Here is a 15,245-nt window from a genome sequence, read left to right on the forward strand (position 1 = left end):
AAAAAAATGAGATATTTAGCTTTTGAAGAAGCAAGAACTTATGTTAGAAACCAAAAGCTTGAAAATACTAGAGCTTGGAAAAAATGGTCTAAAGGAATACTTGAAGGAAAAGAAAGACGCCCTGATTTTATTCCTGCTAGTCCAGATATAGTTTATAAAAATAGTGGTTGGTTAAGTTGGAGTGATTGGATTAGTGAAAATATTGAAATAGATTATCTACCATTTGAAGAAGCGAGAGACTATGTTAGAAGTTTAAATTTAACAAGTGCTGAACAATGGCAAAGATATTATCAAGGCAAAATAGATGGGTTAGTAAAACCTGATAATATTCCTTGGAATCCACAAAAAATTTATGCTGAACAGTGGAACGGAATAAAAGATTGGATAGGTACAGATTGGAAAAACTTTGAGGAAGCTAGAGAATTTGTTAGAAATTTAGGTTTAAATGGGCAGGTTGAATGGCGATTATATTGTAAAAATGAACTAAATGGCTATGAATCTAAACCTCTTGATATTCCAACAGATCCAAAAAGAGTTTATGAAGATAACGGTTGGATTGATATGTCTGATTGGTTAGGCACTGAGAGAAAGAGAAGAACAACGCATGGTGAAGTTGACGATACATGGTTGTCATATGAAGATGCAAAGGAGTATGTTCACTCTTTAAAATTATCATCATATGATGAATGGAAAGCATATATAGATAATAGAATCGAAAATTTGCCATTGAGACCTATGGATTTACCAAAGTCACCACAATATGTATATAAAAATGATGGATGGAGAAATTGGAGTGATTGGTTAGGGAATAATGCTCATGATGACATTGCAGAACAAAAACATATCATCATACAAAAACTTCCAAATGCGGATATTCAAAAACATAAAAATGTAATTAGTTTTAATTTGGAACAACTAATGAAAGAGTATCAAAGCAATACTACAATAACTAAAATATTGTCATTTCTTGCAAATGATAATAACTTTAAATCTATAATAGATCTAGATTTGAGGGAAAATGAAATAAATGAAATAGAAAAAGTATTTTTTAAATTAAGAGGAGAACCTACTAAGCTAACTTACACAAATAAAGCATTCGTAGGATTAGTGTTTTTAACTTATGTAATTTATAAACTCGAATCAAATCTTAGCTATTCATCACTTTGGAAAGCAATTATCAGTGATTTAGAACACCATTCTACAGTTACAAGACATTTTTTAGATTCATATTTTACAACTCAAAATCATCCAAATTTATTCTTAAAAGAGTCAATAGAGTATGCATGCAATTTGTTTAATCTTAGAAATAATTTTGATGTAAAAGATGAGCAGCAATATGTAAGAAATACTATATTGTTACAAATAGGACTTTTAAATAAGAGCTTCGAGCATTTAAAACTTTGGCTATCAAATTACAACCTACCAGTTATTGTTTCAGAATTGTTAGATGTAGATTCTAAAAATTATTCAAAAGAGTTTAATGATGGGTGGAGGGTATTAAGAAGGTTTAGAGATAACATTTTATCAAATGAACAAGCAAAGAATATTTTAACTCAAAATATATGGTTTAAACATCTCAATTTAGATGAGTTACTAAAAGCAGCTAAACAAAGAGCTAAAAAGCAATTAATGATCACTCAAGATGAAGATTTACCTGTGTTTTATCTTGAAAAAATTAATTATTCAGATGATGGATTAAGTTTTACAATTAATGCACAAGACCTTTATTCACTAAATTTAAGCGGATTTAGATATGAAATTTATATAGACGATGAATATAAAGGTGTTTTGATTGCTAACAATTCAAAAGAACTTATATTAGAATCGCCAATTATTATTTTTAATCCAGATACAAATCAGATAGATTTAGAACTAAGAAATGAAGATGATGATGTAGTATTTGCTACAGAAATAGTGCTATTTGATTTTACTGAACAGATGGTGCTTTTTGATGAAGATGGAAATATCTATCAAAACATATTCAAAAAATTAAATGCTCATAAAAAATATCATATTTTGATAGATTCTGATTTAGATTGCGATTTTAATGATGACTTTCAAAGAGAGTATTTTGACGGATATGCTACACTAGTTCCATTTATTGGATACAAAGATAATTGTAAAATTACATACAATGAAGAAATATTATTTGAGCTAAATTTTACAGAAAATGTTGAAAAACCTGAATTTATAGATCAATTAGTTTTATATACAACAGCTAATCCTTCATTTATATTGAATAATGAATATACTTTTGAATTAAAAATTATGCAAATTGATTCAAAAACAGAAGAAGTTGATTTAAAAACATTGCCTCCAGAAGCTAAAATTATAAAATGGTCATATTTGGGTGGTTATTCAGATAGTGATGATATTGAAAATAACAGCACAATAAAAAGTAAATTGTATCCTGAAATGATTACTTCTCCAAAGCATACACTACTTATTAAATATAAAAATAGGGTATTTAAAAAGGTAGTTTATTGTAACTTCTTTGAAAAACAAAATCAATATAGATTATTTCAAATGGGAAGTGATGCAACTGTTAAATTAGTTGATAGAACAAGCTATTTAACAAAGTTCGATTTAAAAAGATATAGATATTATCTTAGTTATTTTAGCAGAACTGAGCAATTTTACATTAAAAACAAATCTAGTTTTTATCAAACAATTAGACCAAATAAAATTATAAATTTTGCAAAATTTGATGGATTTGGAGAAACTATTTTTATTGCGGAGCATTTATTTAATTCCCCATTGATAAGTGTTTTTGATTATAGAAATAGTGATGAATATATTTCAATAAATCAAGAAAAAAAGAATGAAATTTTTATCCATAGAGAGTTACCACAACAATGTAAATTAATACTTTTAGATCAAAATTTAAAAGAATATGAATTCTCACATCAACAGTTACAAGAGAATGTAAAAAATCATAAGATATATTTTGACAATGAGTTGGTTTCAGTCCTTGTTATTCAGGGTAATAGTGTAGTTGATAGTTCATATGATAATAGTTTTTTAGATAGTTTTAATGACTATACAAATACAGAAGTTATTAAAAATTTATTAGTCTCAAACTATCCATTTTTATCTAAGCAATCACATACAAATTTTTTAAGAAAATTTATAATGCATAACATAGAAGAGTTGTTCTCCATTTTTTATAATGATCGAATCATCATAAATGAAAATTTATTGAGATTAGATTTCTCAAAGATTAATCTTTTGATAGAGCATGTACTATTTAGTTTAAAAATAGATGCAGAAGTTAGTGAAAGAATTTTACAAAGAATAATTCTTGAAAGCCACGAAATACTGATGCTTGATACTCCTATCATTTTATTTAAACTTTTATTATCGTGTGGTTCAAATAAACTCAAAAATTACTTTTATAATCTTGTTAATGATGCAGTACTTGAGGATGAGAGAGATGAGAGTTTTATAGAGTTGATAACTGATAATCTATTTGATACTACAACTTTAAATGGTATTCAAAAACATAATTTAAAGATTGAAATGCACTATGTTAATGGAAAATATTATTTAAAAAAAGCATTGGAGAAATTAAATGGCTAAATATTTAGATGCGATTGAACTATCGAATAATTTGAAAAATAGACTTGAAGAGATAGTTTTAAGCAGCATTAGTGTAAGAGATGAAGAGCTTCAAAATGAGTTAAGTGAAATAATCAAATCAAATGATGGCTTAATATCTGAAATACTTGTAGAAGGGGCATTTTCAGCAAAAAAACATGATGATATTTTAAGAAACATTCCATTTTTAAATAAAAAGTTTTTAGATTTACTTGATTTAAATAAAGTATTTAATCCAAACTTTTATCCATTTAAGCATCAATATGAAACTCTTAAAATTGTCAATGAAATGGAAAGTAACAATAAACCTGCTATTGTTGTAACCGCACCAACTGGTTCAGGTAAAACAGAATCTTTTTTACTTCCAATGCTAAATGATTTGGTTTCTAATCAAAGAAAGTTTGATGAAAAAGGTGTTAGAGCTATTATTCTTTATCCGATGAATGCATTAGTTGCAGATCAAAACAAAAGGCTTTTTTCGTATTTAAAAGGTCAATCAAATGTGAGTATGTTCTTTTATAACAGTGAAACTCCCGAATCAAAAAAATATGCGACTGATGAGTTTGATGATAAATGCTTCATAAAAACAAGAAAAGAAGCAAGAGACAATCCACCTGATATTATGATTACTAACTATTCTATGCTTGAGTATATCTTAGCAAGACCAAACGATTTTCCTTTAATTGGTAATGCACTTAGAACGATAGTAGTAGATGAAGCTCATTTATACACAGGTACTTTGGCTGCTGAAGTTTCATTGCTTTTAAGAAGAGTAAATACTAAAGCAAAAGTTGATAATTCAAAGATATTATATATCGCAACAACTGCAACAATCTCTGATGATAAAAAAGAACAAGATAATTTTTTTAGTAAATTTTTTAATAAAGACAATATTCATAGAGTATCTGGAGAAAAAGAGTTTAAAGAGATAGATGCAACTATCAATGTTGATAATGAAATAGAGCAGTTTATAGATATATCTTTTATTATTTCAAAGCCTAATTTGGATTTATACAATGAATTTAAAGGGTATAGAGTATTTCCTAAGATACTTAAGATATTATCTGAAAAATATACAATTCAATTTAGTGAATTATTAAAATTAGTCTCTTCAAGTATAGAACCAAAAACTTTATTAAATATTTTTACAATTGGAGCAAAAGCTCGTTTGAATGACAACGAGCTGCCATTACTTCCTCATAAATTGCATTTACAAGTAAGGAGTTCTCAAGGTTTTTCAGTTTGCTCAAATCCAAATTGTCCTGATTCTAAAATTAAGGGTCTAGGTAAAATTCATCATGGAACTTTTTATAACTGTACAACATGCCAAAGCCCTACATTAAACCTTATAAGGTGTTCAGAGTGTAGTGAGCATTTTTATCATGGCAAATTTAATGACAAAGATACTTTATACCTAGAAAGATTTTTTAAAGATGATACAAAAAATGAAAATAGCCATATATTAAGTTTTAAAGAGTCAAGTGAAGCAATTTACATCAATAAAGATGGTAAAAAATGTTCAGAACATGACTATAACAATAAATTTTATAAACATTCCGTTTGTCCTATATGTTCAAATGATGAATTTTATGGTTTAAGTGTGAGTGATCAGTTTTTAGTTCCTTTGGTATCAGAAACAATGCTTGTTAATATGCCTGAAATTGATAAGGAAATAAATATTTTTTTACCTGCTCGTGGAAGAAGACTTTTAACATTTTCAGATAGTAGAAGTGAAGCTGCGAGACTTGGACCACTTTTAACAATGCAACATGAAACACAACTATTTAGAAGGTTAATAGTAGAAACCATACAAAATAATATTTCTAAAAATCAAGATAATGTTCTAAGAGAATATTACCAAAATGAGATAAAAGAAAATGAACTAAAGCTATCAAGCATTGATAACCCAATAGTCAAGCAAAAACTTGTAGAAAAAATTAATGAAGCAAAAGTAGAATTATCAAAAATGAGTTCAGGGCTTTCAATTGCTGATTTAGTTGATAATATCATAAAACATCCTCTAATTAGCGAGTTTTTTGACAGAGAGAGGATGAAAGAACAATCAGCTGAAGAGCGTGAGCAATTGTCATTTGATAAAAATCAAGAAGCTATTAAAAAAAATATCTATATCAGAATTGTAGAGGCATTAATTACCCCAAATATAAAAGATATAAACCTTGAAAGTTTGGGATTAATAACACTTACTTATCCAGGAATTGGTTCTATTGATTTTTCTGATAAATTTAACAATCTTTTTAATGAAAAAGAAGAGATTATTGACAGTTTTAAGCAAAATATTTTGAATCAGATTTTATATATATTTAGAGATTATAGGAGTATTACTTCTGAATATCAGTTTAAAGAATTAAAAGACTATGAGGTTTCAAAAATAGGCTTAGGACAATATATTGCTTATGATGCTAAAAACAAGAATATATTTAATCTAAAAGTGACGAGTCGAAGTTCTATTTATAAGTTTATTGCTTTGGTACTTAGAAGTTTTGAAATTGAAGATACAGAAGAAAATGTACATACTTTTTTGGAAGCATTATTTGAAACCTTTTTAGATGCTGCAAAAAGAGATGATATTAGATGGTTAGAGCACAATAGAGTTCAAACAGATGATGGAAGAATTGTTGATGCATTTAGAATAGTATTCTATGAACTATCTATTGAAATACCACAAACTTTATATTTAAATACTATCAATAAAACTATTTGGCAAGAAGCCATAAATGGTGTTGTTCCAGTAAAACATAACATTGTAGAATTAAAAGAAGTTACACAAAGTGATTTGGACGCAGATCCATATTTTTCACGATATAGAAAAATGTATCTTAATCCTTCAAAAGAACTTAGTATGGGATTATGGGCAGAAGAACACTCTGCTCAACTTGCACAAAAAGAAAATAGAAGGTTGCAAGATTTGTTTATACAAGGTAAGAGAAATGTATTATCTGCAACAACAACACTTGAAGTGGGTATTGATATTGGAGGTTTAAGTGGTGTATTAATGGCAAATGTGCCTCCAAATAAAGCAAATTATATTCAAAGATCAGGACGAGCAGGAAGAAGAACTGATGGCTCATCTATAATTATTACTTACACAAAGACAAGACATTTTGATCAAAATGTATTTAGAGATTTTAAATTTTATTTAGATAAACCTCATAAAAAACTAACAATATCGCTTGAAAAAGAAAAAATAGCAACTAGACATTTTAATTCATTAATGCTATTCAAGTTTTATGAAAATCATGCAAGCAGTAAAGATGCACTAATTTTTGATTCATTCAAAAAAATGGGATATTTTGTAGGTATATATGAAATACCAAAACATACAGATAATCCTTATGCAAAGATAGATTTTGAAATGGATGAGAATTCTATTTATAATAAATTTATTGATTTTTTGACTAATTTTGAGATTATTGAAGATGATAAAAAAGCATTTGATGAAATCTTTAAACATACGAGTAAGGTTCTTGATTATCAGCAATTAATCAAAGTTTTTAACAATCAAGTTCAGGCTATGAGTACAACATATATCAATAGTTTAAAAGAACTCTATTCGGATTGGAATTTTGCTACAAATTCAAGCCATAAAAATGCAGTTAGATATAACATTAAACAAAAACATGGTGAAAGTTTAATTGAGATTTTCTCAAATGCACAAGTTTTACCAAAATATGGATTTCCTATTGATATAAAGACATTGCAAGTAATTAACGCACCTAAAATGTTTGAATTATCAAGAGGTAGTTTTCTGGCATTGTCTGAGTATGCTCCAGGTTCAAAGATTTTAGCAGGTGGGATGTTGATTGAGTCTAAAGGAATTTCAAAACACTTTACGGGTGAAAATTTAGATGAAGCATTTGGTGAAAAAGGGTTTACTTATCTTTGTGATAAAGGACATTTTTTTACATCACCGTATATCAAAGTTCAAGAGTGTAGTATGAGTGGCTGCAAAGGTGTTGTAAAACCTGCTTCAAATTATTTAATGCCTGAACATGGATATATAACAGCCGCATCTGATAAATTGTCTTATAGAGCAGGTAGTCCCGAAAAAGTTGGAAGATTGGAGATTCATAGTGCAATTCATACAAGTTCAGAAAATGATATTAATTTTTCATATGATGATTTTTCTATTATTTATAAAGAGAAAGCACTTATTTATGGAGTAAATAGAGGAAATAAAGGCTTAGGATTTGCAATTTGTACAAAGTGCGGTTATACAGAATCAGAAATAGAAAAAGTCAATACAGGCAGTTATGATAAATTGCCAACATCATTTAAAAAACATTCATCTATTTATAGTGAATCATCTGCAAATATATGTTTAGAAACTTCGCCTACTATATGGAGAAATCACAATTTAATCGCTAAAATGATTACAGATGCGATTATGATTATTCCAAAAAGAGATATTAAAGATATTAATATAGCTCAAACATTGGCAAATGCAATGCATTTAAGTGGAGCAGAAGAGTTAGGCATCGATGAGAGGGAGATTAATGCTCTTATTCAAGAAGTAGATGGTAAATTGAGTATATTAATTTACGATAATCAATCAGGTGGTGTTGGATATGTTTATGATTTGGCAAAAAATCGATGGAATGATTGGTTAGAAAAAACAAAACAAAGACTTTTTATAGATGAAAAACACAATGAAGAGTGTTTAAATGGTTGTATTAAATGTGTAGTTACAATGAATACAAGTGAACCATTACCAAGAAGAGAAACTTTAGATTATCTTGAAAGTAAAACAATGCCTAAAAATGAAGATATAAAGATAGTGAAGAAAAAAAATATAAAAAAAGAGATTAGTAAAGAAGATAGAATGAAAAGATTTAAGAAATAAATGTATTATTTTACTAATACTACAAAAAACTCTTGACAATAATATTTTCATCTGATATACTTCTAAAGTTAATGTATTATTATTTATATGATACAAAAAATACGAGGTGTATAGGTGAAAATAAAACTAAACGACATAGCCGAGATAAAAACGGGACTTGTACTCAACAGAAAAAAAGCTGATATGAGCAAAGATCAAAAGTTATATTACAGTGTTGTATCTCTCAAGTCTTTCAATGTTGATGCCATCTATGATAATACTTTTGCTGATGAGTTTATCTCAAATGAGCAAATAAAAGAGGATTATCAAGTAAAACAAGGAGACATCCTTTTAAGACTTCGAGAGCCAAACTTTGCAGTGTATATTGACAATGAGTTTAAAAATCTCATCTATCCATCTTTGATGGTTCGAGTAAAAATTAAAGATAATAGATTTGATGAACATTTTATAGCTCATTATCTAAATAGTAATATAGTGAAAAAACAATTATCGCAAGGTGCAATAGTTGGAACAACAATACCTATGATAAAAGTGGCAGATGTAAATGAGATAAAAATACCGCTTACAAACCTTGATAAACAAAAAAAGATAGTAGAATACTTAAAACTTGCTCACCAAGAAAACGAGCTTTTACAAAACCTAATAAACGAAAAACAAAAATACTCAAAAGAGATATTTGAAACATTAGCATTACAAGGAGAATAATTAAATGCAAAAAACGACTCAAAGCACAATCAACAATGTAGTATGGAAAGCTTGCGATACATTCAGAGGTACGATGGATGGAAGTGATTATAAAGATTATGTTCTTACGATGCTATTTGTGAAGTATCTTTCTGATTTTTACAAAGAAAAACTAGAACAGCTTCAAGCAGAGTACGGTGATAAGACTGATAGAATCGAAGCAAAGCTAAAAAGAGAAAAATTCAGACTTGATGAGAGTTGTACATTTGATTATCTTATTAAACACAAAGAGGCTTCTAATCTTGGTGAAATAATGAATAAAGTACTAGAGAGAATCGAAGAGGACAATAGGGACAAACTTGAAGGTATCTTTAGAAGCATAGATTTTAACAACAAAAATAAACTAGGGGACACAAAAGAGAGAAACACAATACTTAAAAATCTTATTGAAGATTTTAGTGATACTAGACTTGATTTAAGACCTTCAATGTTAGAGGGAAATGATGTAATAGGAGATGCTTATGAGTATCTTATCTCACACTTTGCAAGTGATGCAGGGAAAAAAGGTGGGGAGTTTTATACACCAAGTGAAGTATCGACTCTTTTAGCAAAACTAGTTGAGCCAAAAGAGGGAGATATGATTTATGATCCAACTTGTGGTTCTGGTTCACTACTTATTAAAGCATCAAAAGAGATAGGAAGTAAAAACTTCCGTCTTTATGGGCAAGAGAGAAATGGACAAACTCAAGCACTTTGTAAGATGAATATGTTTTTACATGAGATAAACGATGCAGTTATCGAGTGGGGAGATACGATAAGAAATCCACTTCATCTACAAGATAATCTTCTAAAGACTTTTGATGTGGTGGTAGCAAATCCACCATTTAGTCTTGATAAATGGGGAGAAGAGATAGCAAGTGAAGATAGCTTTGGAAGATTTAAATATGGAACACCACCAAAAAGTAAAGGAGATTTTGCTTTTGTTCTTCATATGATTAGTTCACTTAATTCTAATGGGAAAATGGGAGTTATTTTACCTCATGGAGTACTTTTTAGAGGTGCTAGTGAGGGAAAAATTAGAACAAAACTTATTGAAGATAATCTTCTTGATGCAGTTATTGGCTTACCTGCAAACTTATTTTTTGGAACTTCAATACCAGCTTGTATTTTAATATTCAAGAAGAATAGACCAAATAAAGATATTATATTTATCGATGCAAGTAGGGAATTTGAAAAAGGAAAAAATCAAAACAATCTAACAGATGAGCATATAGCAAAAATATTTGATACTTATAAAAATAGAAAAGAGATAGAGAAGTATAGTCATGTAGCGACACTAGAAGAGATACAAGAAAACGACTACAACCTAAATATCCCTAGATATGTAGATACATTTGAAGAAGAGGAGATTATTGATTTAGATGCTACAAAAACAAATATAGCAACTATTGAAAATGAGTTAGTGGAGATAAAATCAAAAATGAGCGGGTATCTTAGGGAGCTTGGGCTATGAGTGAAATGATAATATATCAAGATGATAGTGGCACTACAAATCTTGAAGTAAAACTTGAAAATGAAACTTTATGGTTATCTCAAAAACAATTATCTGAGTTATTTGATGTAACAACAGCTACTATAAATGAGCATATTAAAAATATATACTATGAAAAAGAGCTTGAAAAAGATTCAACTATTAGGAAATTCCTAATAGTTCAACAAGAGGGAACAAGAAATGTAAAAAGGGATATAGAACACTATAATCTTGATATGATTATTTCTGTAGGTTATAGAGTAAAATCAAATATTGCTACAAGATTTAGACAGTGGGCTACAGCAAGAATTAAAGAGTACATCATCAAAGGTTTTGTAATGGATGATGAAAGATTAAAACAAGCTAAAAATAGTTATTTTGATGAACTTCTTGAACGAATTAGAGATATAAGAAGTAGTGAGAAACTATTTTGGCAAAAAATTCTTGATATATATGCTACTAGTATAGATTATGATCCAAGCGATGAAGCATCTCAAGAGTTTTTTAAAACGATACAAAATAAAATGCATTTTGCTACACATGGGCATACAGCTGCTGAAATAATTTATCAAAGAGTAGATAGTACAAAACCATTTATAGGAATGACAAATTTTAGTGGATGTAAACCTACAAAAAAAGAGGCATCAATAGCTAAAAATTATCTCAATAATGAAGAACTGGATACTTTAAATAGAATAGTAACCACATATCTTGAGTTTGCAGAGTTACAAGCAAAAAAAAGAAAAACTATGAAAATGAGAGATTGGATAAAAAAACTTGATGATTTTTTAAGTTTATCTGATTTTGATGTGCTTCAAACAAAAGGTAAAATATCACACACAGAAGCCTTAAAAAAAGCCAATGAAGAGTATGAAAAGTATAAAGTTCAAATGATAAATGAGAAAAGTAAAGTGCAAATTGACTTTGAAAAAGTTGTTGCATCTTTAGGGGATAAAAAATAATGAAAAAAGATATAGAACTAAAACACCATCAAATATTTGAAGAGATAAAGCAACTTGATAGTTACACAGATAAAGCAACAGCTATGTTTACTATTACTCAAACAGAAGAAAAACTCAAAAGAGACAATATCCAAGGTAAAACAAAAGCCAACCAAACTCACTATGAAGTAGGCAAAAAAGTAAGAGAAACTATAAAAGAGCTTGGTGAAACTATGCCAGAAGATTTACCAACTCCAAAAGATAGTGTAAACAAGATAGAGAAATCACATAAAAGTCTTGAGGAGAAAAAATAATGAATCAAATCAAACAAGGCTATAAGCAAACAAAAGTGGGGATTATTCCTGAGGATTGGGAGGTTGTAAAATTAAGAAAACTTGTTGAAATTAACAGTGGGGAAAGTCCTTCAGAGCAAACATTTGAAAGTTTTGGGGTCCCTTATTTCAAAGTTGAACAATTAAATACATCAACAAAGTATCAATTTGAAACACCTTACTTTATTAAAAATCCAAAAAAAGTGATTAAATCAGGAAGCATTATTTTTCCAAAAAGGGGAGCTAGTATTTTATTGAATAAAATAAGAATATTAAAGTTTGATAGCTTTATGGATACAAATTTAATGACAATCACTATTAATAAAGCTAATTGCAACAATGAGTATTTATATTATTTTATTTTAAGAACAGACTTATCAAAAATAGCAGATACAACATCAATTCCACAAATTAATAATAAGCATATTGAACCTTATTTAATCCCCCTTCCACCCCTAAAAGAACAAGAAAGAATAGCCGAAATTCTCACAACTTGGGACGAAGCCATCACCAAACAAACCGAGCTTTTGAGAGCAAAAGAGCTACAAAAAAAAGCCCTTATGCAAAAACTTTTAAGTGGTGAAGTTCGTTTTAGTGGGTTTAGTGATGAGTGGGAAGAAATTAGACTAGGTAAATACATTAAAGAAATAAGCAAGAAAAATAAAGAAAATGTAGAATTAGTTTTAAGTGTAACAAATAAGCATGGATTTATAGCCCAAAAAGATTATTTTGAAAAAGAAGTTGCTAGTAAAGACACAAGTAATTATAAAATTGTAAAAAAAGGAAATTTTGCATATAACCCATCTAGGATAAATGTGGGTTCACTTGGACTACTAGAAGAGTATGAAATTGGGATTTTAAGTCCTATGTATGTTATTTTTGAATGTTTAAAAGGATTGGACAAGCAATATTTAAATTACTGGTTAAATACTCATAATTTTACTGGAAACTTATCAAAATTTTTATCTGGAAGTGTTCGTGATAGCTTAGCTTTTAATGATATGAAACTAATGAAAATCAAACTCCCATCACTTCCAGAACAACAAAAAATAGCCGAAGTTTTAAGCCTTGCAGATGATGAGATAAATCTTCTTAAAAAAGAACTTGATGAGCTAAAACAACAAAAAAAAGCACTTATGCAAAAACTACTAACTGGAGAAGTGAGGGTTAAGGTATGAGTAAAAAATTTAGAATATTATGTTTAGATGGTGGTGGCATTAGAGGTTTATATTCAGCTCAAATATTGAAAAGAATGAAAAAAGATTGCAATATAGATTTTTATAATGATTTTGATTTGATTGTGGGTACTTCTACTGGTTCGATATTAGCTGGATCGATAGTAAAACAGATTGATATAGAAAAAGTTATTGCTTTATATGTAAATGAAGGTAAAAATATATTTAAAAAGAGATGGCTTTCTCGAATCGGATTATTTGCAAGTAAATATAATCCTAATCCATTAAAAGAACAACTAAAAGCAATTTTTAAAAATACAACTTTGGGTGATATAGAAAAACCACTATTAATAAATGCAACCGACATTGGCAATTCAACACAGTTTGTATTTAAAACCACTTTTAATGGTCAACAAGATAGTAATGGTAATACAAAAGAATTAGTAAGAGATAAAGAAATCTTATTATCTGATGCTATTTTGGCATCTTCTTCTGCTCCAATCTTTTTCCCTCCTCATAAAATTGGTAATTTTTTACTTGCAGATGGTGGGCTTTGGGCTAATAGTCCTGTTTTAGTTGCACTTGCTGAAGCAAAAAAGATATTTAAGATGGAACCAAATGATGTAATAATCGTATCAATTGGAACTGGTGTAGAAGAAAATGATTACCATATTAATACAAAGTGGTGGGGATTTTTGACTGGATGGAAAAGAGAAAAACTAATTTCTATGATATTAAATTTGCAAACTAAAACCAATAATAGTTTACTTCAGTTTTTAATGCCAAAAGAAAATATTTTACGATTAACATATACAAGTGATAAAGCATTGCCACTTGATGATGTATCTCAAAATGAGAATTTGTTAAGTAAAGCAGATAAAGATTTTTCAGATAGACATTCTGAAATTCAATCTTTTATAAATAAATATATCAAGGATGAGCATGTCAACTAAAAATGAAATATTTAAAATACTAGAAAAAGTTGGTGAGTCTTTAGAAATTACTAAAACACAGCGTCAATTGGCGGAAGAGCGATATAAAGCGGTAGGGAAATGGCTAGCAGAAGGAGAATATTGCTTATTGGGTGATGGTAAAAAACAATGCTTTAAAGATGGAGAAATATATCCTCAAGGTTCATTTAGATTAGAAACTACAGTTAAACCTATTGGTAAAAATGAGTTTGATATTGATTTGGTTTTTTATACGCCGAATGTATCAGCGGATATGATTACTCCAGAGCGATTGAAGGAGCTTGTAGGTAATAGACTTAAAGAGCATGATACATATAAAAAAATGTTAACGCCACTAAATAGAGGTTGGTGTATTAATTATGCAAACGAATTTCATCTTGATGTGACACCATCTCTTGATAATCATTTTGAGCCCCATAATGAGAGTGAATTGGTAGCAGATAAAAAACTTGAACGATATATGCCAACAAATCCTGAAGGGTATGCAAAGTGGTTTGATGATATTTCATCAATGCAACCAATATTAAAATTTACAAAAGCTATGTTTGATTCTAGAAATATTATGATTACAACCGAAGATGCAGCAACAGTAACAGAACTTCCCGAACATAATCCAAATAAACCTTTATTAAAAAGATTTATCCAAATTTTTAAAAGACATAGAGATATTATGTTTGATGGGAAAGATGATGCCCCAATATCAATCATAATTACTACATTAGCGACAAAATCTTATGAGTATTGTATTCAAAACTATTCGTATGACAATGAATATGCATTAATGATGGATACATTAAAATATATGACAAAATTTATTGAAAATCGTAATGGATATTGGATTGAGAACCCTACAGTTAATGGGGAAAATTTTGCTGAAAAATGGAATTATAAGTCTATAAAAAAACAAAATTTTGATAATTGGCATAATGCAATTATTGGAATATTTGAATCAGTCATTAATCTTCAAGGTCAACATCTAATTTTTGAATCTCTTAGAAATGGATTGGGTGAATCACCCGTTAATAAAGTTTATAAAGATATGACAGATAGTGTTACTCAAAACAGGTTAAATGGATTACTTTCCCTTGGATTGTCTAGTAATGCAACAGACTCACTTGCAATGAAGCAAAATACTTTTTTTGGAAAATAGATA

The 15,245-nt window shown here is 28.7% G+C and carries 9 protein-coding genes; all 9 read left to right on the forward strand.

Going from position 1 to position 15,245, the window contains the following annotated elements; translation table 11 throughout:
* The first annotated feature begins 6 nt into the window (after nucleotides 1-6).
* A complete protein-coding gene (locus tag CJ670_RS04515; RefSeq protein ID WP_105939019.1) occupies nucleotides 7-3,579 on the forward strand; it encodes a hypothetical protein in 3,573 nt (1,190 codons plus the stop codon).
* Nucleotides 3,572-8,458, forward strand: a complete 4,887-nt coding sequence (locus CJ670_RS04520) for a DEAD/DEAH box helicase family protein (RefSeq protein ID WP_105939020.1) — start codon at nucleotides 3,572-3,574, stop codon at nucleotides 8,456-8,458. The genes CJ670_RS04515 and CJ670_RS04520 overlap by 8 nt, the downstream gene beginning before the upstream one ends.
* A 114-nt stretch (nucleotides 8,459-8,572) precedes the next feature.
* Complete coding sequence (locus CJ670_RS04525) at nucleotides 8,573-9,163, forward strand: restriction endonuclease subunit S (protein WP_105939021.1); 591 nt, start codon at nucleotides 8,573-8,575, stop codon at nucleotides 9,161-9,163.
* A gap of 4 nt (nucleotides 9,164-9,167) precedes the next feature.
* Nucleotides 9,168-10,655 carry a type I restriction-modification system subunit M gene (locus CJ670_RS04530; RefSeq protein ID WP_105939022.1) on the forward strand — a complete coding sequence of 496 codons (1,488 nt, stop codon included), beginning with the start codon at nucleotides 9,168-9,170 and terminating at the stop codon, nucleotides 10,653-10,655.
* Nucleotides 10,652-11,635 carry a virulence RhuM family protein gene (locus tag CJ670_RS04535; protein ID WP_105939023.1) on the forward strand — a complete coding sequence of 328 codons (984 nt, stop codon included), beginning with the start codon at nucleotides 10,652-10,654 and terminating at the stop codon, nucleotides 11,633-11,635. Before CJ670_RS04530 ends, CJ670_RS04535 begins: the two co-directional genes overlap by 4 nt.
* On the forward strand, nucleotides 11,635-11,928 hold the full coding sequence (locus CJ670_RS04540; protein WP_207763611.1) for a hypothetical protein: 294 nt from the start codon (nucleotides 11,635-11,637) through the stop codon (nucleotides 11,926-11,928). Before CJ670_RS04535 ends, CJ670_RS04540 begins: the two co-directional genes overlap by 1 nt.
* Nucleotides 11,928-13,124: a restriction endonuclease subunit S gene (locus tag CJ670_RS04545; protein WP_105939024.1), complete on the forward strand. Its 1,197-nt coding sequence runs from the start codon at nucleotides 11,928-11,930 to the stop codon at nucleotides 13,122-13,124. The genes CJ670_RS04540 and CJ670_RS04545 overlap by 1 nt, the downstream gene beginning before the upstream one ends.
* Nucleotides 13,121-14,074 carry a CBASS cGAMP-activated phospholipase gene (locus tag CJ670_RS04550; RefSeq protein ID WP_105939025.1) on the forward strand — a complete coding sequence of 318 codons (954 nt, stop codon included), beginning with the start codon at nucleotides 13,121-13,123 and terminating at the stop codon, nucleotides 14,072-14,074. The genes CJ670_RS04545 and CJ670_RS04550 overlap by 4 nt, the downstream gene beginning before the upstream one ends.
* Nucleotides 14,064-15,242, forward strand: coding sequence for a nucleotidyltransferase domain-containing protein (locus tag CJ670_RS04555; RefSeq protein WP_105939026.1), 1,179 nt, complete (start codon nucleotides 14,064-14,066; stop codon nucleotides 15,240-15,242). Before CJ670_RS04550 ends, CJ670_RS04555 begins: the two co-directional genes overlap by 11 nt.
* Nucleotides 15,243-15,245: the final 3 nt, after the last annotated feature.

The sequence above is a fragment of the Arcobacter cryaerophilus gv. crypticus genome (genome assembly GCF_002993025.1).
Lineage (GTDB): Bacteria > Campylobacterota > Campylobacteria > Campylobacterales > Arcobacteraceae > Aliarcobacter > Aliarcobacter cryaerophilus_B.

Bases quoted from the DNA above. Each gene is read 5' to 3' on its own strand.
- CJ670_RS04550 (WP_105939025.1), top strand. From the start codon at position 13,121: ATGAGTAAAAAATTTAGAATATTATGTTTAGATGGTGGTGGCATTAGA.
- CJ670_RS04520 (WP_105939020.1), top strand. From the start codon at position 3,572: ATGGCTAAATATTTAGATGCGATTGAACTATCGAATAATTTGAAAAAT.
- CJ670_RS04555 (WP_105939026.1), top strand. From the start codon at position 14,064: ATGTCAACTAAAAATGAAATATTTAAAATACTAGAAAAAGTTGGTGAG.
- CJ670_RS04530 (WP_105939022.1), top strand. From the start codon at position 9,168: ATGCAAAAAACGACTCAAAGCACAATCAACAATGTAGTATGGAAAGCT.
- CJ670_RS04535 (WP_105939023.1), top strand. From the start codon at position 10,652: ATGAGTGAAATGATAATATATCAAGATGATAGTGGCACTACAAATCTT.
- CJ670_RS04540 (WP_207763611.1), top strand. From the start codon at position 11,635: ATGAAAAAAGATATAGAACTAAAACACCATCAAATATTTGAAGAGATA.
- CJ670_RS04515 (WP_105939019.1), top strand. From the start codon at position 7: ATGAGATATTTAGCTTTTGAAGAAGCAAGAACTTATGTTAGAAACCAA.
- CJ670_RS04545 (WP_105939024.1), top strand. From the start codon at position 11,928: ATGAATCAAATCAAACAAGGCTATAAGCAAACAAAAGTGGGGATTATT.